General features: G+C 38.3%; 23 protein-coding genes. 13 read left to right on the plus strand and 10 right to left on the minus strand.

Translation table 11 applies throughout. From position 1 onward, the window contains the following. Positions 1-6 precede the first annotated feature (6 nt). The gene (locus ABD769_RS25040) at positions 7-90 is read left to right on the plus strand and encodes an IS3 family transposase (protein WP_425568871.1); all 84 of its coding nucleotides are present in this window, start codon (positions 7-9) and stop codon (positions 88-90) included. A 71-nt stretch (positions 91-161) separates the two neighbouring features. Here ABD769_RS25040 and dnaB read toward each other — a convergent pair whose 3' ends face one another. Continuing rightward, complete coding sequence (dnaB, locus tag ABD769_RS23555; protein ID WP_344853823.1) at positions 162-1,724, minus strand: replicative DNA helicase; 1,563 nt, start codon at positions 1,722-1,724, stop codon at positions 162-164. 200 nt (positions 1,725-1,924) lie between these two features. Here dnaB and rlmB point away from each other — a divergent pair, with 200 nt between their 5' ends. After that, positions 1,925-2,692: a 23S rRNA (guanosine(2251)-2'-O)-methyltransferase RlmB gene (gene rlmB / locus ABD769_RS23560; RefSeq protein WP_344853824.1), complete on the plus strand. Its 768-nt coding sequence runs from the start codon at positions 1,925-1,927 to the stop codon at positions 2,690-2,692. 160 nt (positions 2,693-2,852) lie between these two features. Here the strand turns inward: rlmB and ABD769_RS23565 are convergent, their stop codons facing one another. Together ABD769_RS23565 and ABD769_RS23570 are read right to left on the minus strand one after the other, a co-directional pair. Next, the gene (locus ABD769_RS23565) at positions 2,853-3,944 is read right to left on the minus strand and encodes a mannose-1-phosphate guanylyltransferase (protein WP_344853825.1); all 1,092 of its coding nucleotides are present in this window, start codon (positions 3,942-3,944) and stop codon (positions 2,853-2,855) included. A 15-nt stretch (positions 3,945-3,959) separates the two neighbouring features. Then, positions 3,960-4,928 carry a KpsF/GutQ family sugar-phosphate isomerase gene (locus ABD769_RS23570; RefSeq protein WP_344853826.1) on the minus strand — a complete coding sequence of 323 codons (969 nt, stop codon included), beginning with the start codon at positions 4,926-4,928 and terminating at the stop codon, positions 3,960-3,962. 91 nt (positions 4,929-5,019) lie between these two features. Between ABD769_RS23570 and recQ the strand changes: the two genes are divergently transcribed. The 3 genes from recQ (at position 5,020) to ABD769_RS23585 (ending at position 8,822) form a co-directional block, all read left to right on the plus strand. Next, positions 5,020-7,209: a DNA helicase RecQ gene (recQ, locus tag ABD769_RS23575; protein WP_344853876.1), complete on the plus strand. Its 2,190-nt coding sequence runs from the start codon at positions 5,020-5,022 to the stop codon at positions 7,207-7,209. A gap of 81 nt (positions 7,210-7,290) precedes the next feature. Then, positions 7,291-8,103, plus strand: coding sequence for a 3-deoxy-8-phosphooctulonate synthase (gene kdsA, locus ABD769_RS23580; RefSeq protein ID WP_344853827.1), 813 nt, complete (start codon positions 7,291-7,293; stop codon positions 8,101-8,103). A gap of 2 nt (positions 8,104-8,105) precedes the next feature. Further along, complete coding sequence (locus ABD769_RS23585; protein WP_344853828.1) at positions 8,106-8,822, plus strand: YqjF family protein; 717 nt, start codon at positions 8,106-8,108, stop codon at positions 8,820-8,822. A gap of 195 nt (positions 8,823-9,017) precedes the next feature. Here the strand turns inward: ABD769_RS23585 and ABD769_RS23590 are convergent, their stop codons facing one another. Together ABD769_RS23590 and ABD769_RS23595 are read right to left on the minus strand one after the other, a co-directional pair. Beyond that, a complete protein-coding gene (locus ABD769_RS23590; protein WP_344853829.1) occupies positions 9,018-10,904 on the minus strand; it encodes an OmpA family protein in 1,887 nt (628 codons plus the stop codon). Between the two features lie 36 nt (positions 10,905-10,940). After that, positions 10,941-11,564 (minus strand): 7-carboxy-7-deazaguanine synthase QueE, encoded by a 624-nt coding sequence (locus tag ABD769_RS23595; RefSeq protein ID WP_344853830.1) that lies wholly within the window; start codon positions 11,562-11,564, stop codon positions 10,941-10,943. A 107-nt stretch (positions 11,565-11,671) separates the two neighbouring features. Between ABD769_RS23595 and ABD769_RS23600 the strand changes: the two genes are divergently transcribed. Beyond that, a complete protein-coding gene (locus ABD769_RS23600) occupies positions 11,672-12,007 on the plus strand; it encodes a Rieske (2Fe-2S) protein (RefSeq protein ID WP_344853832.1) in 336 nt (111 codons plus the stop codon). A 320-nt stretch (positions 12,008-12,327) separates the two neighbouring features. Here ABD769_RS23600 and ABD769_RS23605 read toward each other — a convergent pair whose 3' ends face one another. The 4 genes from ABD769_RS23605 to ABD769_RS23620 all read right to left on the minus strand — a co-directional run bounded on the left by ABD769_RS23605 (position 12,328) and on the right by ABD769_RS23620 (position 17,535). Beyond that, positions 12,328-13,209, minus strand: a complete 882-nt coding sequence (locus tag ABD769_RS23605; RefSeq protein ID WP_344853833.1) for a bifunctional 5,10-methylenetetrahydrofolate dehydrogenase/5,10-methenyltetrahydrofolate cyclohydrolase — start codon at positions 13,207-13,209, stop codon at positions 12,328-12,330. A gap of 84 nt (positions 13,210-13,293) precedes the next feature. Next, positions 13,294-15,081 (minus strand): translation elongation factor 4, encoded by a 1,788-nt coding sequence (lepA, locus tag ABD769_RS23610; RefSeq protein WP_344853834.1) that lies wholly within the window; start codon positions 15,079-15,081, stop codon positions 13,294-13,296. Positions 15,082-15,329: 248 nt separating this feature from the next. Then, complete coding sequence (locus ABD769_RS23615) at positions 15,330-16,754, minus strand: MATE family efflux transporter (protein WP_344853835.1); 1,425 nt, start codon at positions 16,752-16,754, stop codon at positions 15,330-15,332. 361 nt (positions 16,755-17,115) lie between these two features. After that, positions 17,116-17,535, minus strand: a complete 420-nt coding sequence (locus ABD769_RS23620) for an acyl-CoA thioesterase (protein WP_344853836.1) — start codon at positions 17,533-17,535, stop codon at positions 17,116-17,118. A gap of 70 nt (positions 17,536-17,605) precedes the next feature. On the opposite strand from ABD769_RS23620, the gene ABD769_RS23625 reads away from it, so the two are divergent. The 4 genes from ABD769_RS23625 to pnp all read left to right on the plus strand — a co-directional run bounded on the left by ABD769_RS23625 (position 17,606) and on the right by pnp (position 21,412). Continuing rightward, on the plus strand, positions 17,606-17,809 hold the full coding sequence (locus ABD769_RS23625; RefSeq protein ID WP_344853837.1) for a hypothetical protein: 204 nt from the start codon (positions 17,606-17,608) through the stop codon (positions 17,807-17,809). Positions 17,810-17,817: 8 nt separating this feature from the next. Continuing rightward, complete coding sequence (locus ABD769_RS23630; protein WP_344853838.1) at positions 17,818-18,294, plus strand: hypothetical protein; 477 nt, start codon at positions 17,818-17,820, stop codon at positions 18,292-18,294. A gap of 521 nt (positions 18,295-18,815) precedes the next feature. Further along, on the plus strand, positions 18,816-19,100 hold the full coding sequence (rpsO, locus tag ABD769_RS23635) for a 30S ribosomal protein S15 (RefSeq protein ID WP_025146265.1): 285 nt from the start codon (positions 18,816-18,818) through the stop codon (positions 19,098-19,100). A 176-nt stretch (positions 19,101-19,276) separates the two neighbouring features. Then, positions 19,277-21,412 carry a polyribonucleotide nucleotidyltransferase gene (gene pnp / locus ABD769_RS23640; protein WP_344853839.1) on the plus strand — a complete coding sequence of 712 codons (2,136 nt, stop codon included), beginning with the start codon at positions 19,277-19,279 and terminating at the stop codon, positions 21,410-21,412. Between the two features lie 69 nt (positions 21,413-21,481). Here the strand turns inward: pnp and ABD769_RS23645 are convergent, their stop codons facing one another. Then, on the minus strand, positions 21,482-22,102 hold the full coding sequence (locus ABD769_RS23645; RefSeq protein ID WP_344853840.1) for a toxin-antitoxin system YwqK family antitoxin: 621 nt from the start codon (positions 22,100-22,102) through the stop codon (positions 21,482-21,484). A gap of 78 nt (positions 22,103-22,180) precedes the next feature. Between ABD769_RS23645 and ABD769_RS23650 the strand changes: the two genes are divergently transcribed. From ABD769_RS23650 to ABD769_RS23660, 3 genes are all read left to right on the plus strand, one after another. Then, the gene (locus ABD769_RS23650; RefSeq protein WP_344853841.1) at positions 22,181-22,765 is read left to right on the plus strand and encodes a hypothetical protein; all 585 of its coding nucleotides are present in this window, start codon (positions 22,181-22,183) and stop codon (positions 22,763-22,765) included. Between the two features lie 62 nt (positions 22,766-22,827). Further along, positions 22,828-23,499: a ribulose-phosphate 3-epimerase gene (gene rpe / locus ABD769_RS23655; protein WP_344853842.1), complete on the plus strand. Its 672-nt coding sequence runs from the start codon at positions 22,828-22,830 to the stop codon at positions 23,497-23,499. 105 nt (positions 23,500-23,604) lie between these two features. Continuing rightward, positions 23,605-26,025, plus strand: coding sequence for a TonB-dependent receptor (locus ABD769_RS23660; protein WP_344853843.1), 2,421 nt, complete (start codon positions 23,605-23,607; stop codon positions 26,023-26,025). The last annotated feature ends 432 nt before the right edge of the window (positions 26,026-26,457 follow it).

The following is a 26,457-nucleotide window of genomic DNA, read 5'->3' on the forward strand; positions in this document are numbered from 1 at the left end:
GAATATATTCACTATTATAATAACGACAGAATCAGACTCAATTTAAACGGGATGAGCCCGATAAAATATCGAGCTCATCAGTCTAATTAATTTTTTAACTTTGTCCAACTTTTTGGGTTCAGTCTAATTTTAATTTGAGGCATTTTTTATGTAGCTATATTTTAAAACGGTGGATCATCGTCATTGTAGTCATCCATTTTGGAAGGGCGGATAATCACATTGCTTTGTTTTTCAAAATCCTGCGATGGATACATTCCTGCAGATGGATCAGCCGCGAACGAATTTGGCGGTGCATTAAAATCATCTTCAAGATCCTGAAATTTCACAAATTTACCTACGAATTTAAGTGGCACAATTCCGGTTTCACCATTACGGTGTTTTGCAATAATTACTTCGCCAATACCTGCCTGCGATCTTCCTTGCTCATCTTCGGTAATGCCGTAATATTCAGGGCGATAAAGGAATAATACCATATCCGCATCCTGCTCAATAGATCCCGATTCACGTAAATCGGATAACATTGGCCTTTTTCCCTGCAAGCCTGGCCTGCTCTCTACCGCACGACTTAACTGCGAAAGTGCCAATACCGGAACATCAAGTTCTTTTGCTACTGATTTTAGTGCCCTCGAGATACTACCAATTTCCTGCTCACGGTTACCACCACCTTTTCCTTCTCCTTTACCATGCATTAACTGCAAGTAATCGACAATTACCAGCTGGATATCGTACTGCGATTTTAATCTCCGGCATTTTGCCCTGAACTCAAATATATTTAGTGCCGGAGTATCATCTATCAATAGGGGAGCTTCGGTTAAGCGGCCAATTTTACTGTGCAGCTGTTGCCATTCCCATTCCTGTAAATTTCCTTTCCTGATTTTTTCCTGCTCAATTTCTGCTTCTCCTGAAATTAAACGATTCACCAGCTGAACCGACGACATCTCGAGTGAGAATACTACTGTTGGTTTTGCAAAATCGACGGTGGCATTACGCGCACAGGTAAGTACGAATGCCGTTTTTCCCATCGCCGGACGTGCAGCGATAATCACAAGATCCTGTTTTTGCCATCCACCGGTAATCCTGTCTAAGCCGGTAAAACCCGTTGGCACACCAGTTAAACCATCAGTTTTGGTACGAAGTTCTTCAAGTGTAGCAAGAGATTGTTTGATGATATCGTCCATTTTCTGGGTATCTCTACGCAGGTTATTCTGGGCAATTTCAAAAAGGCCTTTTTCAGCCTGATCCAATAAATCGAAAATATCAGTCGTATCTTCATAAGCATTGGTGATAATTTCGGTTGAGATCCTGATCAGTTCGCGCTGGATATATTTTTGCGAAATAATCCTCGCGTGAAATTCAATATTAGCTGCAGAAGCAACACGGTTGGTTAAATGCGTAATGTAATAAGCCCCCCCAACCATTTCTAACGAACCCAGCGTACGCAGTTCTGAAGTTACCGTTAAAATATCTACAGGTTTCGATTTCTGGAATAAAATGTGGATCGCTTCAAAGATTTTCTGGTGAGCGATGTTATAAAAAACTTCAGGCTTTAAAACGTCGATTACTGCTGACAGAGCATCTTTTTCGAGCATCAATGCACCTAAAACGGCTTCTTCCAGGTCTAATGCCTGTGGGGGAATTTTCCCTTGTGAACTAATGGTATTGCTTAATCTGCTTTTTCTAGCAGTCATACTGTTCTTTCCGCCTTGTTCATTATCGATACTCATTCAACAAAAGTAATCAAATTTTGACGGGGTTGTTTGAATTAGTTACTACTTGTTTGTTAACAAATTGAAGTATAATCAGATTAAATTTTACAGGCTTTTATTAAATCGTAAAAAATTTTAAACAATTAAATGTTAATAATAAGAATATAGATTAGGGCTAAAACATTTATTTGAATACTTTTGCCTAACAATTTCAAAACATGGATAATTTTAGAAGACCGCAACGCGCAAAAGAGAATAATGAGTTTGTATTCGGCATCAGGGCCGTAATAGAAGCCGTTAAAGCTGGAAGAGATATTGAAACCATTTACCAGCAACGCGGTTTGGGCGGCGAATTATTTTTGGAGTTGAAAGCACTTTTGAAAGATACACTGATCCCGTTAAATTCTGTTCCGGTAGAAAAACTGAACCGGATGTCGCAGAAAAACCACCAGGGGGTAATCGCCGTAATTTCGCCGATTACTTACCAGAATATTGAAGACATCGTTCCGGCGGTTTTTGAAAAAGGAGAGGTGCCCTTAATATTAGTTTTAGATAGCGTAACCGATGTGCGCAACATGGGCGCAATTGCCCGTACCGCTGCCTGCGTAGGCGTTCATGCCATTGTAGTGCCTTTAAAAAATGCTGCACAGATTAACGCTGATGCCATAAAAACATCTGCCGGAGCGTTGTTTAGTATCCCGATCTGCCGTCATAGTAATTTGCACAAAACCTGCCTGTTTTTGCAGGAAAGTGGTTTACAAATTGTAGCTTGTACTGAAAAAACAAATGATTTTATATATTCCCCTGATTATACCATGCCTACCGCAATTGTAATGGGATCAGAAGATGAAGGCATTTCTAACGAGCTTTTAAGAGTGGCCGATCATTTGGCTAAAATACCAATGGCAGGTAAAATTGAATCGCTCAATGTGTCTGTTGCTGCAGGCGTAATTCTATATGAAGCGGTTAGACAGCGGGGGAAGTAAGGAGGGATGTAAGATGGAAGAGGGGAAATGGATGATGGGGAATTAATGGAAAATGTAAAATGGGTGATGGGGGAATTGATGTTGATGTAAAAGGGAAAAGGTAAGATGGATGATGGGCAACTATGCTACATCATCCATCTTACATCTCACATCTTCCATTCTAAATAAACTTGTTTCCGAAGCGTGATTTTACCTCTGCAACAAACTCTTTAACACGTTGTTCTTCATCACGAGGGCAAATCATCAGCATATTGTTATTTTCTACCACAATATAATCGTGCAATCCCTGTAAGATCACCAGTTTATCTTTCGGAACATTAACCATACAGTTCGACGAATCGAACATAATGACCTGTTCTGAAGGGATAACTGCATTGCCAACGTAATCTTTCTCTGCCATTTCGTAAATAGAAGCCCAGGTGCCTAAATCAGACCACCCGAAATCAGACGGAAGCACATAAACATTCTCGGCCTTTTCCATGATGCCAAAATCGATCGATATATTGGTACATTGTAAATAGGCATTATTGATAAACGTTTTTTCGTTTTCGGTATTCAGTTCCGATCGGCCCAGACTGAATATTTCATACATGTCAGGCAGGTGTTTCTCGAAAGCGTTCAAAATGGTTTTTGCCGACCAGATAAATATTCCCGCGTTCCAAAGGAAATCACCACTTTGCATAAATGATTTTGCTAAATCAAGGTTTGGCTTCTCAGTAAAGGTTTTAACTTTATGCAGATCGGTGTCGGTATTAAGCACATAATCAGTGTGTTGTATATAGCCATAACCTGTATCCGGACGATTTGGTTTAATACCCAGCGTAATTAAACAATCGTTTTTAGAAGCTGCATCCAACGATTGCTCAATCGATTGTACGAAACCATCTATATCGGCAATGGTATGATCAGAAGGCGCTACAACGATTGTGGCATTTGGATTTAATTCGGCAATTTTTAAACTGCCATATGCAATGCATGGTGCTGTATTTCTAAGTAGGGGCTCAGCCAGGATCTGGTTAGGACTTAACTGGGGCAACTGTTCTTTTACGAGGTCAGAATAAATCTCATTCGTAACTATAAAAATATTTTCAGGAAGACAGATTTTTAAAAACCTGTCGTACGTACTTTGTATTAAAGTTTTACCTACACCGAAAAAATCGATAAACTGTTTTGGGTATTCTGTTCTGCTTACCGGCCAAAAGCGACTTCCGACGCCACCGGCCATAATTAATGCATAATAATTTTTATTCATTTTTTATTTTAAAAATTACACAATGCCTTCGTTAAGGAGATCGTGTAAGTGGATGATGCCAAAGTAAGTATTTTGTTCCAGAACTAACAATTGTGTTATATTGTTTTGTTTTATAATGTCTAAGGCATCAACTGCCAAAGCATCAAATTGTATGCTCTTAGGGCTTTTACCCATAATATCTTCGGCTTTTAAACCAGCAATAGAATTATTGTTTTCCAACATTCTCCTGATATCGCCGTCGGTAATCACACCTAATACATGGTTAGCTGAATCAACAACAGCAACAGCCCCCAAACGGTTTTTACTAATTTCAATTAGTACATCTTTTACAGATGCAGTTGGGCTAATAGATGGTTTTTCGTTTGATAAGGCTAAATCTCTTGCTTTTAAATAAAGTTTTTTACCCAATGATCCTCCGGGATGGTATTTGGCAAAATCTGCTTCATTAAATTCCCTGCATTCGAGCAGGCAGATTGCCAATGCATCGCCCAATGCCAATTGTGCAGTGGTGCTGGTGGTAGGGGCTAAATTATGTGGACAGGCTTCTTTTTCGAACGAAGTATTTAAAATCAGATCAGCCTGTTCTGCCAAAAATGAATTTAATTCGCCAACCATCCCGATCAACAGATTATTAGACGTTTTTAGCAGCGGAACCAATACTTTAATTTCTGGTGTATTCCCGCTTTTGGATAAGCAAATCACAATATCATCAACCTGGATCATACCCAAATCACCGTGTATGGCATCTGCAGCATGCATAAAAATTGCAGGGGTACCTGTTGAATTGAAAGTAGCTACCATTTTTTGCGCAATAATGGCACTTTTCCCGATACCGGTTACAATTACCCGTCCTTTGCCCTGTAAAATACTTGATACGACTTTTTCAAAATCGTTATCGAGATTCTTTGCAACATTTAATATTGCTGCTGCTTCGAGCTCTAATGTGCTTACAGCCGATTGAATTATTGATTTTTTACTTTTCAAAGAGAAAATAATTGTCTGTTAATACTTGAAATTCTTGTAAAATTATGTTATTTTGGATACAAAAATAGCATCGCATATTTTATTACACAAAATGGACGTGAAAAAGTCGTTATTTGATAACCTACAAAATTTCTTCGGGTTTGATAATTTCAAGGGTGATCAGGAGTCGATCATTACAAATATTTTAGAAGGCAATAACACTTTTGTTATTATGCCAACAGGTGGAGGGAAGTCTATTTGCTATCAGTTACCCGCTTTAATGAGCGAGGGAACAGCAATTGTTATTTCTCCATTAATTGCATTGATGAAAAACCAGGTAGACCAGTTAAGGGCTTTTGGTGGAAATGACAGTATTGCACATTTTCTTAATTCATCCCTAAATAAATCTGAAATTACTCAAGTTAAATCTGATCTTTTAAGCGGTCAGACCAAATTATTGTATGTTGCGCCCGAATCCCTGGCGAAGCAGGACAATATTGAATTTTTAAATCTGATTAAAATCTCCTTCGTTGCAGTTGACGAAGCGCACTGTATCTCTGAATGGGGGCACGATTTCAGACCAGAATACCGTAAAATCAAACAGGTTATTGCGGGTTTAGGAGATAATATTCCAATTATTGCATTAACAGCTACCGCTACACCAAAAGTGCAGCAGGATATTATGAAGAACCTGGGGATGACGGAAGCAACATTGTTCAAATCGTCGTTTAACAGGCCAAACCTGTTCTACGAAATCCGCCCTAAACGAGATATTACCAAAGAGATTATCAAATATATTAAATCAAATCCGGGTAAATCGGGGATTATTTATTGCCTCAGCCGTAAAAAAGTAGAGGAAGTTGCCGAAGCCTTAAACCTTAACGGAATCAGTGCTTTGCCTTATCACGCGGGTTTAGATCCCAAAGTGCGGGCCGAAACGCAGGATAAATTTTTGATGGAAGATGCTGAGGTTATTGTGGCCACCATTGCCTTTGGTATGGGGATCGATAAACCGGATGTACGTTTTGTAATCCACCACGATGTGCCAAAGAGTATGGAAGGTTACTACCAGGAAACAGGCAGGGCCGGACGTGATGGCGGGGAAGGTGTATGTATAGCTTTTTACTCTCAAAAAGATGTAGATAAGCTGGCCAAGTTTATGAAAGATAAACCGGTTTCGGAACGTGAAATTGGTACGCAGATATTAAAAGAAGTGATTGATTATGCAGAGTCGGGCGTTTGCAGGCGTAAGCAGATTCTTCATTATTTTGGTGAAAACTTTAACGAAACTGGCTGTAATTGCATGTGCGACAATTGCAAAAAGCCTAAAAAACAGTTTGATGCTGAAAACCAGTTATCTACCTTATTAAAGTTTATAGAAAAATCAGGCGAAAAATTTGACGATGCACATTTGTTGAACGTTTTCTTAGGCTTAGAAACCGCACAAACCATTGCCTATGAGCATAGTAAAGTGCCCGAATTTGGTGTTGGAAAGGAAGATGGAGAACTGATGTGGAAATCGATCATCCGTCAGGCTGTTTTAAACAATTACCTGTATAAAGATATCGATAATTATGGTTTATTAAAATTAACTAAACAGGGCAGGGATTTTATTGTAAATCCTTACAGCCTTAAATTTATATTAAACGAACCAATAGAAAGTGGTGCCGACGACGATGATGATGATGTAAAACAGGGCACTGGAGCTTTAGACACTCATTTGTTATCGTTGCTTAAAGATCTCCGCAAGAAAATTGCCAAACAGAAAAGTGTGCCACCCTTTGTTGTTTTCCAGGATCCATCTTTAGAAGAAATGTGTACACATTATCCGATTACGATGGAAGAACTTCGTCAGATTTCGGGTGTAGGTTCTGGTAAAGCCATGAAATTCGGAAGTCCTTTTATCGAATTGATCAAAAAATATGTAGAGGATAACGATATCGAGCGCCCGATTGACCTGATTATTAAAACCCAGGCCAATAAATCGCAGATGAAGGTTTCGATTATCCAAAATATCGACAGACAGATCGGTTTAGAGGATATCGCTGATTCAAAAGGCATTACCTATGAAGAAATCCTTAAAGAAGTAGAATCTATCGTTAATTCTGGCACCAAACTTAACCTGAATTATTTCATCGATGAAGTAATTGATGACGACCGCCAGGATGAAGTTTTCGATTATTTCAGGGCTGCAGAAAGCGACTCTATAGACGAAGCATTGAACGAATTAGGTGAAACCGATTACACCCGCGAAGAAATTCAATTGATGCGGATTAAATTTATGTCAGAACTAGGAAATTAAAAATTAGACGTGAGATATGAGATGCTAGATTTGAGATAAACTCACATCTCATGTCTCACTCTCATGTCTCACATCTCAACTATGCTTAACTATTTAGATAAATTAAAAAATACAGATTCAGGGAATTTCTTTTTAATGGCTGGTCCATGCGCTATCGAAGGCGAGGATATTGCCATGAGGATTGCTGATAAGATTATAAATATTACCGATAAACTGCAAATTCCATATATTTTTAAAGGCTCCTACCGGAAAGCGAACAGAAGTAAAGGCAGTTCTTTTACGGGCATTGGTGATGAAAAAGCCTTGCGCATTTTAGAAAGAATCGGTAGAGAATTTGGTGTGCCAACCGTTACCGATATCCACGAAAGTGGCGAGGCGGCCATGGCTGCAGCTTATGTAGATGTATTGCAGATTCCTGCATTTTTATGTCGCCAAACCGATTTATTAATCGCTGCTGCCGAAACCGGCAAAGTGGTAAACGTTAAAAAAGGCCAGTTCCTTTCTGCCGGTTCGATGAAATTTGCGGTGGAGAAAGTAAAAGAAGCCGGAAACGAGAAGGTAATTTTAACCGATAGGGGCAATACCTTTGGTTACCAGGATTTAATTGTTGATTACCGTGGCTTACCTGAAATGCAGAGTTTTGGCGTGCCTGTGGTGATGGATTGTACGCATTCTTTACAACAGCCCAATCAAAGCAGCGGCGTTACCGGTGGTAAACCCGAATTGATTTCGACTATCGCCAAAGCTGCCATTGCAGTTGGTGCGGATGGTTTATTTATCGAAACACACCCTGATCCGGCCAATGCAAAATCGGACGGTGCCAATATGCTGCACCTGGATTTACTGGAAGAAACATTAACCAAACTGATCAGGATCAGACAAGCCATACTATAATTTTGAACAGCCCGAAAGTATTTCTCACTGCCGGATGGCGAAAACTGGCTTTGGCGCAATATGCGGTTGATAAAGAAATACTTTCGAAATATTTGCCCCCGCACACCGAACTGGATGACTGGCAGGGGAAATATTATGTAAGTTTGGTTAGTTTTATGTTTGTTGATGTAAAGCTGCTTGGCTTTAATATTCCCTTTCATACCAATTTTGAAGAGGTTAACCTAAGGTTTTACGTCAAATTTAAAGATGGTGAAAACTGGAAACGGGGAGTGGTATTTATTAAGGAATTTGTGCCTAAACCAGCCATTACCTTTGTAGCCAATACCATTTACAAAGAAAATTACCAAACATTCCCGATGAAACATGTTTGGATTGAACAAGGGCACCAGCTCGAAGTAGATTATTTGTGGAAGAACAAAAACTGGCATAATTTTTCCGTAACTGCCGCTTCAAAAGCTGAAGAAATTTTAGCTGGTAGTGAAGAAGAATTTATTACCGAACATTATTGGGGGTACACTAAAATTGGCGCCAATAGAACTTCCGAATATGGTGTAGAGCACCCGCGCTGGCTGGCGTATCCGGTAAAAGATTATAAAATTAATGTCGATTTCGGAATTAATTATGGAAATGATTTTGCTTTTCTAAATCGGGCCAAACCCGATTCTGTAATGCTTGCAGAAGGATCGGAGATCAGGGTATTGAAAGGTAAAAAGTTTTAATTTTTATAAAGAAAACGTCATCTAGACCGTACTTGAGAGATCTGCATAGATTTCTCCCTGCCCATAGCAGGCGGGCATTTCGCTTTGCTCCAGTCGAAATGACACTTTTTTTATAGCATGATGGATTCTGAAACAAGTTCAGAATGACGGATCACATTAGTCCTATTGGTTGGTGTCTCACCAACCCAAATAAATCTAAACCTTCGTAATCACAAACGATGTTCTCCGGTTATTTTTCCTTCCCAATTCCGTTTTATTATCTGCAATTGGTTTACTTGCCCCAAAACCTTTAAATGTAAGTCTTTTCGCATCGATGCTATTTTTAACCAAATATTCGTAAACGGCATTGGCACGGTTAAACGATAGTTTTTCGTTCAGTTTATCATCTCCAATATTATCGGTATGTCCCTGGATTTCGATCTGAACAGTTTCATTTTGGTGCAGGAAATCAATAAGTAGATCCAGTTCGCGGATAGACGCGGGCAAAAGGTTAAATTTATTGGTATCGAAAAATATATTTCTTAAGGTAACATTTCCTCCCTGCTTAATTTTTTCAATATATACTTCAATCTGGTAAGGTTTATTGATGTCGCCGGTTTTGAGTTCGAAATTTTCTGAATAAAACATATAGCCTTCCGCATTAACATTAAACAGGTAATCACTTCCCATAGGCATTACAGCTAAAAACTGACCGGTTTCAGGATCGGTATAGTCATCAAAAACAGTTTTATTAGTTTTTAAATCCACTACCTGCACATTGCTTTCTATCGTTTTTTTTGTGTCCTTGTCCCTCACGATTCCCTTTACATAAGAAACTTTTAACGGTTTTGCTGATTCCGGTATGCCAAAACTATAAATATCCTGCAAACCAAATCCACCTTTTAAATTTGAGGAGAATAATCCGAAATTTCCATCAGCACTTACAACTAAACCACTTTCATCTTCGAAAGAATTGATCGGATAGCCTATATTAACAGGTTTCTGCCATTTACCATCGTTATCCATGCGGCTGTAGAAAATATCTTTATTTCCGAATCCCGGCCAGCCATCTGAAGAAAAATACAGAGTTTTCCCATCTGCATGCAGAAAAGGAGTGTTTTCATCGTAAATGGTATTGATATCAGGGCCGAGATTTACAGCTGGTCCCCATTTTGCATCATCGGTAATGGTACTTTTCCAGATATCATAACCACCTGATCCACCCGGGCGGTTGCTGATAAAATATAATGTCCTGCCGTCCGGACTGATTGCAGGCTGAGACTCCCAATATTCTGAATTAACAGGTTTTCCGATGTTATAAGGTTCGCCCCAGTCTTTTCCTTCGCGGTGTGAAACGTAGATATCGCACCTGCCTAAGCCATCAGGACGGTTGCAACCTGTAAAAAATAAATATTTACCATCAGGAGAGATCGTTTGTGCACCTTCATTATATCGCGTTGTATTTATTTTACTGGATAAGGGCAAGGCGACGTCCCATTTATTGTTTTTAAGCTGTGAAGTCCAGAAATCTTCATTTCCATTCATCTGGCGCGTAAAAACCAACGTTTCACCATCTGCAGTTAAAGCAGGGAAATATTCGGCATCTGCTGTATTTACACCTTCACCTAAATTTGTTGGACTATATTTTACAGGCTTTTTTATTGCTGTAGATGCAAAATCACAATCAAAAACGTATTTTTTTGCTTTTTTGGCTCGATCGGAGGAAGCATCCTGAGCTAAAAATTCTTCAAAATGCTGTTTTGCCTTTACATAATCCTGCGTAGCAAATTCGGTTTCGGCCAGGCCATAAAATACAGCAGGGGCAACCGCTTTATTAATGAGGATGGCTTTTTCATAAGCTGCCCTCGCTTCGGTATATTTCTTTTCCGCTTTATAAACACCAGCAAGTACAATGTAGGCATTCTGAAATAACGGATCAGCTTCAACAGCAGTTTTTAATACCTGCTCGGCACCTGCATAATCCAGCTTATCAATCAACGGAACTGCTTTTTCAAAAGAAATCTGTGCTTTTTTGTTAGGCGAACTTTGCCCGAAACAATAAATGCTCAATATGCTAAGGAAGAGGACTAAACAAAATTTCATTACATTAACATTTGGTATAAAGCTAATGTATTGTTTTTAAGGAATATTTAAAAATTTGTGTGTTTGCAAAGAAATTTCCCATTTAGGGTTGGCCATCACATAGTCAATAATTAAAGGTGTAATTTCTTTTGATTTAGACCACTCCGGCTGAAGGTATAATTTGCAGGTAGGCGATACCATTGCGGCATATTCTTCGGCCCATTTAAAATCGCTTTTATTAAAAACGATCACCTTTAATTCGTGTGCAAAAGGCGTAATATCTGGCCTTGGTGCTTTAAATTTCTTTGGCGATAAACAGATCCAGTCCCAATTGCCCGAAAGGGGATAAGCTCCGGAAGTTTCAATGAAAGTTAAGATTCCTCTTTCCTTTAATTTATTGGTCAGGTAATCCAGGTTATAAATTAAAGGTTCGCCGCCGGTAATTACAACCGCTTTGCCCGGAAATTGATCGGCATTTTCTACAATTACATCAGCTGGCGTAAGCGGGTGCATATCAGCATCCCAGCTTTCTTTTACATCGCACCAGTGGCAACCTACATCGCAACCACCCAGGCGGATAAAATATGCTGCTTTTCCGGTATTAAATCCTTCGCCCTGTATAGTATAAAATTCTTCCATTAAAGGAAGTAATGTGCCGTCTTCTGGTATGTCTTGTTTCATTTTTGAGGATGCAAATATCCTAAAAAAATATGGTGATGTGGTTCCTCTTTCGAAATTTAATGGAAAGATGAAATAAGACTGATATTTATTTGCTGTATTTTAGCATAATGAAGTGGTTTAAAGCGCTAAATAACAATCAGATTCCCCGGGTAGATACCATTAAAACCATGGAGGTTAATGGAAAACAGATCTGTCTGATCAATAATGAAGACAAAATTATTGCCACTCAGTCGCATTGTCCGCATGCTGGTGGGCATTTTAGTGGTGGCTGGTGTAAAAACGGAAACCTGGTTTGCCCGATTCATCGTTACGAGTATAGTTTAACTAATGGAAGAGGAGCTGAAGGTCAGGGAGATTATATCAATATCTATCCAACAGAATTACGTGAAGATGGGTTGTACATCGGTTTTGAGGAGAGTTGGTGGAGTAAATTGTGGGGATAAAGGTTCATTTGTCATTTGTTAACTGGTTAATTGTTTAAATCGGTTAACTGTGGCGGTGAACTGTTTTCAAACGCCAAATAAAAAAACGTCATCTCTACCGGAACATCGCGAAGTGGAGAGATCTATTTGTTTATCTTTCATCACTATTTTACATCTTCGATCATTAAAGATCCTTCACTGCGTTCAGGATGACAAAATGGAATGGGAATTTTTTTTTTTGCCTTTGTAGTCTAAAATAAGCAGGCAGCTCTCAAACGTTAAATAAAAAAAGCGATCCAATTATGAACCGCTTTCTCTGCTTTATCCTTTCAGCTTTAGGCTTAAGAATATATTTCTTTTCTGGCCGATGCCAATGTATTTTTTAATAAACCTACAATTGTCATCAATCCAACTCCACCAGGAACAGGAGTGATGTAAGAAGCTTTGGGCGCTACATTTTCGAAATCTACATCACCATATAACTTAAAGCCAGATTTAGTTTCGGTGGAATTTTCGCGGTTAATGCCTACATCGATAATAATGGCACCTGGTTTAACCATGTCAGCAGTAACAAAGTTCTTTTTGCCAATTGCTGCAATCACAATATCGGCCTGTAGGACCTGTTCTTTTAAATCTTTAGTGCGTGAGTGGGTAAGCGTTACGGTACAGTTACCCGGATTGGCATTACGGGCCATTAAAATACTCATTGGGCTACCTACAATGTTACTACGGCCAACCACAACGCAGTGCATTCCGGTAGTATCGATGCCGTATTCCTGTAACATCAATAAAATACCATATGGCGTTGCCGGGATAAAGCATGGTAAGTTACGCATCATCCTGCCCAAATTTACCGGGTGAAAACCATCAACATCTTTACGATGATCAATTGTTTCAGTTACTTTTTCAGGATCAATATGTTTTGGCAGAGGCAATTGAACAATTAGTCCATCTACATCATCATCCTGATTAATTTCTTCAATTTTAGCCAGTAATTCTGCTTCTGTTACCGAATTATCGTAGCGATGAAGTGAAGATTTGAAACCTACCTTTTCGCAGTTTTTCATCTTGCTGGCCACATAAGTTTCGCTACCACCATCATTACCCACTAAAATGGCAACTAAATGTGGCTTGCGGCCTGTTTTATTTAAAAATTCTGCAGCTTCTTCTGCAATCTGAACTTTAACTTTTTCTGATACGTATTTACCGTCTAATAATTTCATGTTTAAAGATGTGAGAAATGAGATTTGAGATTTGAGATCAACAAATTGTCTAATATCTCATATCTGTCATCTCATATCTAATTTCTAATCTAATTTCAAAACCGCCATAAATGCCGTTTGTGGAATTTCTACGTTACCCACCTGACGCATGCGTTTTTTACCTTTTTTCTGTTTTTCCAATAACTTACGTTTACGGGAAATATCACCACCATAACATTTGGCCGTTACATCTTTACGTAAAGCACTCAATGTTTCGCGGGCAATAACTTTAGCACCGATAGATGCCTGAATTTTGATTTCGAACTGCTGGCGTGGGATTAATTCCCTCAATTTCTCACAGATTTTCTTTCCGAAATCGTAAGCATTGCTACGGTGGATTAAAGATGATAATGCATCAACCGGCTCGTCATTTATTAACATGTCTAAACGAACCAGATCCGATTTGCGGTAGCCTGTTTGATGGTAATCGAAAGAGGCATATCCTTTAGAAATAGTTTTCAGTTTATCATAGAAATCGAATACAATTTCGCCCATTGGCATTTCGAAAACCAATTCTACACGGTCCGATGTTAAGTATGATTGATTAACAATGGTTCCTCTTTTCTGAATACATAGTGACATTACAGGACCAACAAAATCTGCTTTCGTAATAATGTTAGCTTTGATATAAGGTTCTTCAACAGAATCCAATTTACTTGGGTCGGGTAAATCGGATGGATTATTTACAAAAATTTCATCGCCTTTGGTTGTATGAGCAATGTAAGATACGTTAGGAACGGTAGTAATTACCGTCATATCGAACTCACGCTCCAAACGTTCCTGGATAATCTCCATGTGCAACATGCCGAGGAAACCGCAACGGAAACCAAAGCCTAATGCTGCAGAACTTTCAGGCTCAAAAACAATAGAAGCATCATTTAATTGCAACTTGTGCATAGCCTCACGCAATTCTTCAAACTCATCAGTATCAACAGGATAAATACCGGCGAAAACCATTGGTTTTACCTCTTCAAATCCCTGAATTGCATCTAATGATGGTCTTGCAGTTGTCGTAATTGTATCACCAACTTTTACTTCGCGGGCTTCTTTAATACCCGAAATAATATAACCCACATCCCCGGTTTTAACCACATTGCGTGGCGACATATCCAGTTTCAAAATACCTACCTCATCAGCCAGGTATTCTTTTCCGGTATTGATGAATTTTACTTTATCGCCTTTTTTAATCTCGCCGTTAACTACTTTATAATAGGCAATAATCCCTCTGAAGGAGTTAAAAACGGAGTCAAATATCAATGCTTGTAATGGTGCTTCCGGATCACCAACCGGGGCCGGAACACGGTCTACAATCGCCTGGATAATATCAGGGATTCCCATTCCGGTTTTACCCGATGCAGGAATAATATCCTCACGTTTACAGCCGATTAAATCAATAATCTGGTCTTTTACTTCCTCAGGCATTGCCCCGGGCAAATCCATTTTATTTAAAATCGGGATAATTTCAAGATCGTGCTCTAAAGCTAAATATAAATTGGAAATGGTTTGAGCCTGAATACCTTGCGAAGCATCTACAATCAATAAAGCACCTTCACAGGCTGCAATTGAACGCGATACCTCGTACGAGAAATCCACGTGCCCAGGCGTATCAATCAAATTGAAATTGTATTCGATATCGCCAACTTTATAGTTCATTTGTATGGCATGACTTTTAATGGTAATGCCTCTCTCACGCTCTAAATCCATGTTATCGAGCAATTGCGCCTGCGCTTCACGCTGCGAAATCGTCGCTGTATATTCTAATAACCTATCAGCCAGGGTGCTCTTGCCATGGTCGATATGTGCAATAATGCAAAAATTACGTATATGCTTCATCTTTGCGCAAAGATATGGTTTTTAATGGAAAATGTAAGAGGGAAAATGGAATGCTAAAAAGGCCAAATTTTTATTGTTTTAGAGCGCAAAAAACGAGGTTTCTACGATTATTGTAGTCCTGTTTTTAATTCATTGCAATGTTGCATTTTCCACATGAAGCAGGAAGTTACAGAAGTTAAATTAAACAGCATAAACACGGATAAAGTTATTCTATCTGTGTTCATCCGTGTCCATCTGGGGTTAAAAAATTAAACCATTGTTTTCTTCCATTTTCCTTTTTTGAAAAGGATAAATGCAGCTATTGCAATGCCTGCCTCGGCCGTTGGGATGGCGATAAAAACACCTGTCGGGCCCATTTCTAAATATTTTGCTAAAAAGTAAGCCAACGGAATCTGAAACAGCCAAAAAGCAAAAACATTGATTTTTGTGGGCGTCCAGGTATCGCCCGCACCATTAAATGCACTGCTAAAAACCATTGCAGCTCCGTAAATCACAAAACCGATACTTAAAATTTTTAATGCCTTGCTTGCAATAGCAATTACCTTTTCATCTGCCGTAAAAAATGAGGCAAACAAATGTCCGCAGGTAAGAAATAATACACTTACCACCGCCATGAATATTAAAATATACTTTAAGGTTTGAAAAACAGATTTTTCAGCACGGTCTATATGGCCAGCACCCAAATTTTGTCCAACTAAAGTAGCTGCAGCATTGCTCAGGCCCCAGGCCGGCAACATAAAAAACATCATTAAGCGTAAAGCGGTTTGGTAACCTGCTGAACCTTCATCGCCGCCTGTAGTGGCAACCAGTTCTGCTAAAAATACCCAGCTGCAACTTGCAATAACAAACTGAAAAATAGCTGGAGCAGCAATTTTAACAATCGCTTTAATCTGCGTAAAATCCGGAACAAAATGACTGATCCTTATTTTTAATGCATTTTTGCCGCTAAATAAATTATAAACCTGGTAAGTAACTCCCAAACCACGACCAATAGTTGTGGCAATTGCAGCACCTGTTAAACCAAATGCGGGTACCGGGCCAAAGCCGTTGATAAAAATAGGGCAGAGGATGATGTTGGCGATATTAGCGATCCATAAACTCTGCATGGCGATTGCAGCATTACCCGCTCCACGAAAAATGCCGTTAATTAAGAAAAGCAGTACAATAATGATACTCCCGCCCATCATAATGCGTACGAAGGTGGTGCCATGATCTGCAGTTTCTGTTGAAGCACCCATTAATAAAAGAATATCTCTGGCGTAAATGAGGCCGGCGATGCTGATTAAAACATTAACTGCAACCGCAATTACAATGGTTTGCATACCTGCTTTTGATGCCGCCTCAGGGTTTTTCTCACCAATACGCCTCGCAACCACTGCAGTAGCGGCCATACTTAAGCCAATGGCCAGTGAATAAATAATGGTTAAAACCGATTCGGTTAAACCAACGGTTTGTATGGCATGGCTGCTGTTTTTTAAATGACCTACAAAATAGAGATCAACTAAAGCAAAAACCGATTCCATGGCCATTTCCAGCATCATCGGGATAGCCAGTAAAACGATTGCCCTTTTAATACTGATTGAAGTGAGGTCAACCTCGTGACCTTTTAAAGACTGGACAAGGATATCGAAAAATGACGATAGTTTGCCCTGGGCCTTTGTAGACTGTGACATATAATAAAAATAAATGTTGATGTATAAACCAATGATACGCAGTTAAGCGTACATACCTAAAATTGAAATGGAGGGAATCCTCGGTTGCTTAAAACCTCAAACGGATTGCAGATACTATCATGGCTCTGGTCTTATTGATGGACCAAATATAGAGAAAATTTTTAATTGTCAAGTTTTGATGACTAATTTTTGTGAAAGTGATTAAGTTTTTAGCTGCCAATTAAGGGTTTGCTTTTGGTCTGGCTTTAGCGTCTCGCTAAGACCCATTTTTATATCATAAATATTTTGCCACGGAGACACGGAACTCACGGATTTATAATCTCATTAATCTGTGTAATCCCCAAACAGGTGTAATTACCTTCTATATGCTGTAGGCTTTAATCATTTCTTCGGTAACTTTTGTGCCTCTGCTGGTGTTCAAATCTATAAGCACATAATCAAAAACACCATCCGAAGCTACTTTTCCTGTTTTCCGGTTAATAATTTCGAATTGCACTGAACAACCTTTATCATTCATGGTAAGGATTCCGGTTCTAATCAGCATTAAATCATTCATCAATAGCGGACGTTTAAAACTGATATCAACATGGCTTACTACCCAGCCTAAACCTTGTTTGGTAAAGTGCTCCCAGGGCATGCCGTAAAATCTTTCCATTTGTTCATAACGTGCCGCCAGTACATAATCCAGGTATTTACTGTTATGTACATGGTTAAACATATCGATATCATCGGGGCGGACACGTAATTCGCTTTCAAAAATGCTATATTGATTCTTTTCCAAGGTTAAAATGTTTTAGGCAAAAGTATGCAATTGTATATTTTTATTGCTCTTTTTTCGTATTTTTGATGAAATGGGAAAACTCAAATTATATGATATCAATACTCCACGCGAAACAATAGTGGAGGAACGTGATGCTGTTTATTTGAGCCGCACCCCTGAGCAACGCTTTTTTGGTGTTTTGCAACTCAACCACATTTCAGTTACCATGAATGGTGGCCAGCCTTTAAAATCACCGCAGGGCAAAGGGCTTGTAATACGCAAGCCAGCCATATAATTTGCTTTATGTCTTTTGATAAAGAAAATCCTGAAATGCTCTTGTTGTTAGAAACATTTGAGCAATTTAATGTTAATTATCTGATTGTTGGCGGTTTCGCTGTTAACCGGTATGGCTATAACCGTACTACCGGCGATTTAGATATTTATTTAAAGGATACTAAAGAAAACAGGCAGAATTTGATTTACGCACTTGATAAAATGGGATATGGCAGATATGATATGTTATTGGATGTGCGCATTATTGCAGGTTATTGCGAAGTTTTAATGGATGACGGCATGTACGCAGATTTAATGACGGATATTCCGGGACTTGATAAACAAAAGTTTGATGAGTATTTCCAAATGGCTACAGTAGATGAAATAAATGGTATTAGGGCAAGGTTTCTGCATTATAATCACCTTTTAGATAATAAACGGGCTACCAACAGGCCTAAAGATCAGCTGGATGTTTTAGAATTGGAACGCATAAATAAGAAGAACTAGGTCTCTTGTACTATCTTGAGTTCTCTAAACCCGACTTAGCGGAAATCCTTTTAAAATGCGCAGCAACCCTAAATAAGCTGTCGTTCTGAGGGATAATTAATTTTATAAAAATCAATAAGAATGACCGAAGAATCTTCGCGCTATGATAAGCCGCTAAGTTCGTCATTGCGAGAAGGCTTTTTCAGCCGGCGAAGCAATCTTTCTAACAATAATCGCTAGCAGGAAAGATTGCTTCGTCGTTCCTCCTCGCAATGACGACCTTTCTAAATCTGTCAATGGTAGGTACGAAGAATCTGCAGCCGATGAAACTGATTCTTCGTGCTCAAAATGAAAGGCGTTTTTAAAAGATTGTAGCGAGGGCGGGAGTGAAGCAACCGATTAAAACTGAACTTTACTTTACCCTTAAATCGGCCCAAAGGGATTTTGATTTGCCAATTAAGAAATACTTGTTTCTAATTAAAAATAACCTTATCTTTGCGCCACAATTAATTAATTTTTATTGCTTTAATATTATTCAAGAAATGTATTTAAGTCCAGAAAAGAAAGCCGAAATCTTTAAACAACACGGCGAAGTAGAAACCAACACTGGTTCTGCAGAAGGTCAGGTAGCGTTATTTACATACCGTATTGCGCACTTAACAGAACACTTAAAGAAAAACCGTAAGGATTTTTCTACTCAGTTGTCACTTCAAAAATTGGTAGGTAAACGCCGCGGTATTTTGGCTTACCTGTACAAAAAAGATATTGAGCGCTATCGTGCTATCATCAAAGCTTTATCGCTTCGTGATATCATTAAACAAAAATAAGCGAATTTTATCAGCGAAAGCCATTCTTTAGGGAATGGCTTTTTAATTCCCTGTTAATTTTTTTAACGGGTTTTATTATAGATAGGCTTTTTTAATCTTATCTTCGTTTGCAAAAACAAAAACATATATAAACAACGGTGTGTAGAAAGAGGAAAACACACCATAATTCTAATTAAATGAATGTAATAAAAAAATCGTTCGATTTGGGCGATGGCAGAATTGTAGAAATTGAAACTGGTAAACTGGCTAAACAAGCTGATGGTTCGGTTGTAGTGAAAATGGGCGATACCATGTTGTTAGCAACTGTTGTATCTACTGTTGGTGCTAAACCAGGTACTGATTTTTTACCATTATCGGTTGATTACCAGGAAAAATATGCGGCTACAGGCCGTATCCCGGGTGGCTTTTTACGTCGTGAAGCAAGATTATCTGATTATGAGGTATTAATTTCACGTTTGGTTGATAGGGCTTTACGTCCAATGTTTCCAAGCGATTATCACTCTGATACACAAGTGATGATTTCTTTAATCTCTGCTGATAAAGATATTATGCCAGATTGTTTGGCAGGTTTAGCAGCATCTGCTGCGTTATCAGTTTCTGATATTCCTTTTAACGGTCCGATTTCTGAAGTGCGTGTTGCTAAAATTGATGGTAAGTTAATTATTAATCCAAAAGCTAGCGAATTAGAGCGTGCAACCTTAGAGTTTATGGTTGCCGGTTCAGCCAACGATATAGGCATGGTTGAAGGTGAGTGTGATGAAATTCAGGAAGATGAAATGGTTGAAGCTTTAAAATTTGCACACGATGCAATTAAAGTTCAATGTGCTGTTCAGGTTGAATTAACTGAAGCTACCGGCAAAACCGTTAAACGTGAATATAACCACGAAGACCATGATGCTGATTTAAAAGCTAAAGTATATGCTGATACTTACGATAAAGTTTATGCTGTAGCTAAAGCTGGTGGCAATAAAGATGTACGTAAAGAAGGTTTTACTGCAATCATTAACGAATTCTTCGAAGCAATGCCAGAAGATACTGCTGATTTAACCAAAGCAATGGCTAAACATTATTACCATGATGTTCAGTACGATGCGATCAGAAATTTATTGTTGGATGAAGGTATTCGTTTAGATGGCCGTAAAACAACTGAAATCCGCCCGATCTGGAGCGAAGTTGGTTACTTACCTGCTGCTCACGGTTCAGCTGTGTTTACACGTGGCGAAACGCAATCTTTAACATCGGTTACTTTAGGTAGCAAAGATGATGAGCAAATGATTGATGGTGCTTTCTTTAATGGCTATAACAAATTCTTATTGCACTATAATTTCCCTGGTTTCTCAACCGGTGAGGTTAGACCTAACAGAGGCGCTGGCCGTCGCGAAATTGGTCACGGTGCTTTAGCGCAACGTTCGTTGAAAAAAGTATTACCTCAGGGTGAAGCTAATCCTTATACTATCCGTATCGTTTCTGATATTCTAGAATCTAACGGTTCTTCATCAATGGCAACTGTTTGTGCTGGTACACTGGCGCTTATGGATGCAGGGATTAAAATCAAATCGCCTGTTTCTGGTATCGCAATGGGTTTAATTACTGATGAGAAAACTGGTAAATATGCAATTCTTTCTGATATTTTAGGTGATGAAGATCATTTAGGTGATATGGACTTTAAAGTAACTGGTACTGAACATGGTATTGTTGCTTGTCAAATGGACTTGAAAATCAATGGTTTATCTTATGAGGTATTAACTAAAGCTTTATTACAGGCTAAAGATGGTCGTTTACACATCTTAAACGAGATGAAGAAAACCATCAGCTCACCTAATGAAGATTATAAACCACATGCTCCACGTATCGTATCTTTAACTATTGATAAAGAATTTATCGGTGCAATTATTGGCCCTGGAGGTAAAATTATTCAGGAAATGCAGCGCGAAACCGGTGCTTCAATTTCAATCGAAGAAGTTGATGGTAAAGGTATTGTAGAAGTATTTGCCGATAATAAAGCAGCTATTGATGCCGCAGTAACCCGTATCCGTAATATCGTTGCTAAACCAGAAATTGGTGAAATTTACCAGGGTAAAGTAAAATCAATTATGCCATTCGGTGCATTTGTTGAGGTTATGCCAGGCAAAGATGGTTTATTGCACATCTCTGAAATTTCATGGGAACGTTTAGAAACCATGGATGGTGTGTTAAAAGAAGGTGATAAAATCGAGGTTAAATTATTAGACATCGATAAACAAGGTAAAATGAAACTTTCGCGCAAAGTTTTATTACCAAGACCAGAAAAACCAGCTGCGCCACAAGCATAGTCCGGTATTTTATAAAACAAAAAAGGCTGATTCGAATACCGAATCAGCCTTTTTCGTTAAGTAAATAACTTATTTAATTTTTACTCCGTTTTTATAGGTAGTTTTTTTTGTGATTTTCCCATTTTCATCCTGACAAGTGCTTTCTCCTTCCTGTTTGCCATTTACATAAGTAAACTGGCATTTTAATTTCCCGTTTGGAAAATAGTTTTTCCATATTCCTGTATATAATCCTTTCTCATAAGCGCCTTGCTCATCAATAGCACCGCCAGGATAGTATAATGTATATAAACCTTCCAGTTTATCATCAACATAGGTGTACGATTCTTTTACACTTCCATCCGGATGATATTTTTTAAATGCACCTTCTTTTATTTCTGCAAAATCTCTGTAAACAAATTTCTCTTCACCACTAATGGCACCGTTTTCATAATAATATTTCCAGATCCCGTTTTTCTTATCTTTTGTAAAATTCCCCGAAGCTTTCAAATTGCCATTTTCATAATAGTAATTGGCAATGCCATCTCTTTTGCCTTTTTTCCAGTTTTCTGATAAGCTTGTTTTTCCGTTTCCATAAAATTGTTTGCATGTACCTTCCTGTAAACCATCTTTCATCCCACACGGCTTTTCCTTTTGAGAAAATGCCTGAAAACCCGTGAAAACAAAAGATAAAATTAAAATATACTTTTTCATTGGTTGTTTTTTTGCCTAAAATACCATAATTATGCATTCTTGAAAAACAAAAAACAACATCTAATTTACTTATTGAAAATGAGAAACTTAACCTTTACCTTTTTAGTGCTAATATTTGTTAGCACACTTGTTAAGGCACAAAAAGCAGCCTATTATCCCCAGGTTCCTTTTGATTCTGTGGATGCAAAAAGCAGGCTTGCACTCGGAAAATCTACCATTGAAGGAACTGCTTTTACCCGATTGAAAAATGGCTATGGTATGAAAGTCGGTTCGAAAATTTTGGCCAAAAATGTGGAGGTAACCCTTTATCCTGTAACTTCTTACTTTGAAGAATGGTTTAACCTTCGTAAAAAAATGGAAAATAAAAAAAACAGTGTGTATATGTCTGAACAGGCTTTCCGTTACCGGATTACCATTAAAACAGATGATTATGGACGGTTTAAATTTACACAGATGAAACCTGGCAAATATTTTATTCAATCTTTCGCGAGTTATTCACGCAGTGGTTCTGTTCCGGTTTACAGGGGAAGCGGCTATAACAGCTATGGAGGCAGAACAGATTATTACGATTATCAAAGTTATACAAACAACTATTCGGATCGGGTAGAAGAATTTGTAGAAGTGACCAGAGATGGACAAGCAATTGAAATTAAATTACACTAGGCTAAAACCCTTTCCAAATCGAAAGGGTTTTTAGTTTATAACGATTTCCCTATCTTTATAAAATGAACTATATAATCGCCCCATCCATACTTTCTGCAGATTTCGGCAACTTACAACGCGATATTGAAATGATTAACCAGAGCGAGGCCAACTGGTTCCATGTTGATGTAATGGATGGTGTTTTTGTACCCAATATTTCTTTTGGTTTTCCGGTAATGGCCGCTGTTAAAAAACATGCCGCCAAACCATTGGATGTACATTTAATGATCGTTGAGCCTGATAAATATATTGAGGAATTTGCCAAAGCAGGAGCAGACAGGATAACCGTTCATTACGAAGCCTGTACCCATTTACACAGAACAATCCAATTGATAAAGGCATCTGGCTGTAAAGCGGGTGTGGCTTTAAATCCGCATACTCCCGTAACCTTGCTACAGGATGTAATTGAAGATCTGGATCTGGTGCTGATTATGTCGGTTAATCCGGGTTTTGGCGGACAAGCTTTTATCCATAATACCTACAAGAAAATTAAGGATTTAAAAAACCTGATTCAGGGTGTTAATGAGGATTTGGTTATCGAAGTTGACGGTGGTGTTGGTTTACAAAATATTGCTACATTAGTATCGGCAGGTGCCAACGCTTTCGTAGCCGGAAATGCAATTTTTGCAACAGAAAATCCAACAGATACGATTGCTAAGATGAAACAATTAACCAGTAATGCTGTAAGCATTTAATTGTTTTATTACTAAATTGATTATTGAAAATGGAGTAGTTGGTAGGTCATCTTCTTACTTAATACTCTTGTTTTGATATTAAATTACTTATCTCGATACCTAAAAATGCTCAAATTCCGGCTATTCCTTTTTTTTCTAATCGCTGGTTGCAGTTTTGCTGTGGCTCAGCCTTTAGTCAGGGTTTCGGGGATAGTTTATAACGATGAAAAATTACCGCTCTCTCAGGTTACCGTTATTGTTTTAGGGCAGGCACAATCAACGGTTACAGATGAATTTGGCGTTTATACCATTTATTCCAAATCTAAAACATTCAGTATAAAATATTCGCTTTTAGGTTATCAGCCTCAAACCATTAAATTTAATGAGCGTTCGGGTGCGCGGATTATCAAGCAAGTGAGCTTAATTGCTAATATTAATGAGTTAGAGCAGGTTAATATTACTAATAAACAGAACCAGTTAAGCAATACCACCACCATCAACATTGCCGATGTAACTTCGATGCCGCTGGTTTCAGGTAATTTCGAAACCATGCTCAAAACCCTGCCTGGAGTATCAACCAATAACGAATTAAGCGCTCAATATAGCGTTAGAGGAGGGAATTTTGATGAAAATTTAATCTATATCAACGATGTAGAAATTAACCGGCCGGTGCTAATCCGTAACGGACAGCAGGAGGGACTAAGCTTTATTAATTCAGACCTGGTAAGTAAGGCAAAATTCTCAGCCGGTGGTTTCGAAGCGAAATATGGCGATAAACTTTCATCAATCTTAGATATTAAGTATGATAAACCCGATAGCAATCAAACTACAATAAGTACCAGCCTTTTAAATACCTCATTAACTACAAAAAAAGTGTTTAAAAACAGCTTTTTATTGGCTGGTTTACGTTATAAAAATAATTCAAGTGTGCTCATCAAACAAGATGAAAAAGGAAGTTACAGTCCAAATTTTGCAGATGCCCAGCTACTTTATCAGTACGATTTTTCTCCAAAATTCAATATCAGTTATTTAGGGAGTTTCAACCTTGGTCAGTTTAAACTGGTGCCCACAAACAGGGAAACCCAGTTTGGTACATTAAGCACTACTTTAAGGTTAAATGTAGATTATACGGGGCAGGAAATTGATGATTACCAAACCTTGGGTAGTGCCATTACTGCTACTTATTCGCCCAAACCTAATTTGGTAATCAAATTTATCAATAGTTATTTTAATACCATTGAAAGGGAACGATTCGATATTGATGGCAGTTATATTTTTGATGAAATAGATAATAGCTTTGTGGGTGAGAATTTTGGACCGGTGAATAAAAACAGGGGCATTGGTAGTTATTACAATTATGGACGAAACAGCTTGAATACCAAGGTGTTTTCTTCAGAAATAAAGGTTGACCAGAATTTTGATAACCATGTTTTTTCCTGGGGTTTAAAATTCGACAGATCAAGGTACAACGATCAGTTGCATGAATATAATTATACCGACTCTGCCGGCTTTATCTTGCCAAACAATTCGAAAAACATTATTTTACAAAATGTAATTAATGTACAAAACAATATCGACATTAAAAACTACAGCGCTTACATTCAGGATAGCTATTCACTTTCAAGTTCAGCCGAATTGCAGCTGGGAGCACGCGCTACTTACAGCTCGCTAAGCAAACAATTGTTAATCAGTCCACGGTTATTGATTGCTTATCGTCCAAATTCGAACAATAAAATCCTGCGGTTTTCAGCTGGGGTGTACAAACAACCGCCATCTTACCGTACCATCCGCGATTTTTCCGGTCAGTTAAATATCAGCCAAAAAGCCCAGAGCTCTTATAATACTTCGCTGGGTTACGAATATGCTTTTGACGCTTTCGGCACCAGGTTAAAGTTTACTTCCGAAGCGTATTTTAAATATTCAGACAGGTTGATCCCTTACAAAATTGATAACCTGAGGATTAAATATCTGGCCAATGAAGTATCACAGGGATATGCTTATGGTGCCGATTTTAGCATTGGCGGTGAATTTGTAAAAGACCTGGTTTCCTATTTCAGAATGTCGGTAATGCATGCCAACGAAGATATTATAGGTGATAGTTACGTAGAAAACGGCACTACAATTTACCCTGGCTATTTAAAACGCCCCACCGATCAACGTTTAAATTTTTCCATATTTTTTCAGGATAAACTGTTAAATAGTCCAACTTATAAGGTTCACTTAAATGCCCTTTATGGCTCCAGGTTGCCAATCGGTCCATCGCAAACCCCCAGGTACCTCGATAAGTTTTTTATTCCGTCTTATAAACGTGTGGATATCGGCTTTTCCAAAGATTTTCTGGATGATGCCGCTTTGCATAAACCAAAGTTCCTTGATAAAAATTTCAGCTCGGTTATTCTGTTTTTCGAGGTTTTTAATATGCTGAACATCAATAATACAGTTTCTTATCTCTGGCTAAAAGATGTCGATAATGTGCAATATGCCATTCCCAATTATTTAACCGGACGGCAATTTAATTTAAAATTGATTGTAAAATTAAAAAATTAAGTTTCGTTAACTGCAAGCTGCAAGCTGCAAACTGTCAACTGAAAATTGCTAACTGCAAGCTGCAAACTGATATGAGCGTTACCCATGCTGCGCAAGGGTCAGGCTTTTCAGGGCTGCGCTTCGCTCCGGTACCGATGAAGGATCGGTACTGAACCCTTACAATCCTTAACGCGAACCCACCGTTTTGAGATCCTCTTTGAGTTTTAGTTAGATCAGTAAATCATTAGTTCATTATACAAATCGTATTCTGCTTTTCAACTGGTTTAGATAGCTGATTTTGCATTTAAACTAACCATATTTCGAAAATATTATCGGTTTGTTTTGATCTGTTTTTAGTAAAACGTTTTAATTGCAAAAACTGCAATAAATCAATCAATTTATGGCTTTTTTTTAACAAAATTTAATTTTTTAGGTGACGATTTTTGGGGCATA

Source organism: Pedobacter jeongneungensis, assembly GCF_039538295.1.
Lineage (GTDB): Bacteria > Bacteroidota > Bacteroidia > Sphingobacteriales > Sphingobacteriaceae > Pedobacter > Pedobacter jeongneungensis.

What these genes read in the sequence shown, in the direction of transcription:
- ABD769_RS23650 (WP_344853841.1), top strand. Translation starts at nt 22,181, where the DNA reads ATGAGAAACTTAACCTTTACCTTTTTAGTGCTAATATTTGTTAGCACA.
- dnaB (WP_344853823.1), bottom strand. Translation starts at nt 1,724, where the DNA reads ATGAGTATCGATAATGAACAAGGCGGAAAGAACAGTATGACTGCTAGA.
- ABD769_RS23565 (WP_344853825.1), bottom strand. Translation starts at nt 3,944, where the DNA reads ATGAATAAAAATTATTATGCATTAATTATGGCCGGTGGCGTCGGAAGT.
- pnp (WP_344853839.1), top strand. Translation starts at nt 19,277, where the DNA reads ATGAATGTAATAAAAAAATCGTTCGATTTGGGCGATGGCAGAATTGTA.
- ABD769_RS23595 (WP_344853830.1), bottom strand. Translation starts at nt 11,564, where the DNA reads ATGAAACAAGACATACCAGAAGACGGCACATTACTTCCTTTAATGGAA.
- ABD769_RS23590 (WP_344853829.1), bottom strand. Translation starts at nt 10,904, where the DNA reads ATGAAATTTTGTTTAGTCCTCTTCCTTAGCATATTGAGCATTTATTGT.
- ABD769_RS23625 (WP_344853837.1), top strand. Translation starts at nt 17,606, where the DNA reads ATGGGAAAACTCAAATTATATGATATCAATACTCCACGCGAAACAATA.
- ABD769_RS23630 (WP_344853838.1), top strand. Translation starts at nt 17,818, where the DNA reads ATGTCTTTTGATAAAGAAAATCCTGAAATGCTCTTGTTGTTAGAAACA.
- ABD769_RS23660 (WP_344853843.1), top strand. Translation starts at nt 23,605, where the DNA reads ATGCTCAAATTCCGGCTATTCCTTTTTTTTCTAATCGCTGGTTGCAGT.
- lepA (WP_344853834.1), bottom strand. Translation starts at nt 15,081, where the DNA reads ATGAAGCATATACGTAATTTTTGCATTATTGCACATATCGACCATGGC.
- ABD769_RS23645 (WP_344853840.1), bottom strand. Translation starts at nt 22,102, where the DNA reads ATGAAAAAGTATATTTTAATTTTATCTTTTGTTTTCACGGGTTTTCAG.
- rpe (WP_344853842.1), top strand. Translation starts at nt 22,828, where the DNA reads ATGAACTATATAATCGCCCCATCCATACTTTCTGCAGATTTCGGCAAC.
- ABD769_RS23615 (WP_344853835.1), bottom strand. Translation starts at nt 16,754, where the DNA reads ATGTCACAGTCTACAAAGGCCCAGGGCAAACTATCGTCATTTTTCGAT.
- recQ (WP_344853876.1), top strand. Translation starts at nt 5,020, where the DNA reads ATGGACGTGAAAAAGTCGTTATTTGATAACCTACAAAATTTCTTCGGG.
- ABD769_RS23605 (WP_344853833.1), bottom strand. Translation starts at nt 13,209, where the DNA reads ATGAAATTATTAGACGGTAAATACGTATCAGAAAAAGTTAAAGTTCAG.
- ABD769_RS23600 (WP_344853832.1), top strand. Translation starts at nt 11,672, where the DNA reads ATGAAGTGGTTTAAAGCGCTAAATAACAATCAGATTCCCCGGGTAGAT.
- rlmB (WP_344853824.1), top strand. Translation starts at nt 1,925, where the DNA reads ATGGATAATTTTAGAAGACCGCAACGCGCAAAAGAGAATAATGAGTTT.
- rpsO (WP_025146265.1), top strand. Translation starts at nt 18,816, where the DNA reads ATGTATTTAAGTCCAGAAAAGAAAGCCGAAATCTTTAAACAACACGGC.
- kdsA (WP_344853827.1), top strand. Translation starts at nt 7,291, where the DNA reads ATGCTTAACTATTTAGATAAATTAAAAAATACAGATTCAGGGAATTTC.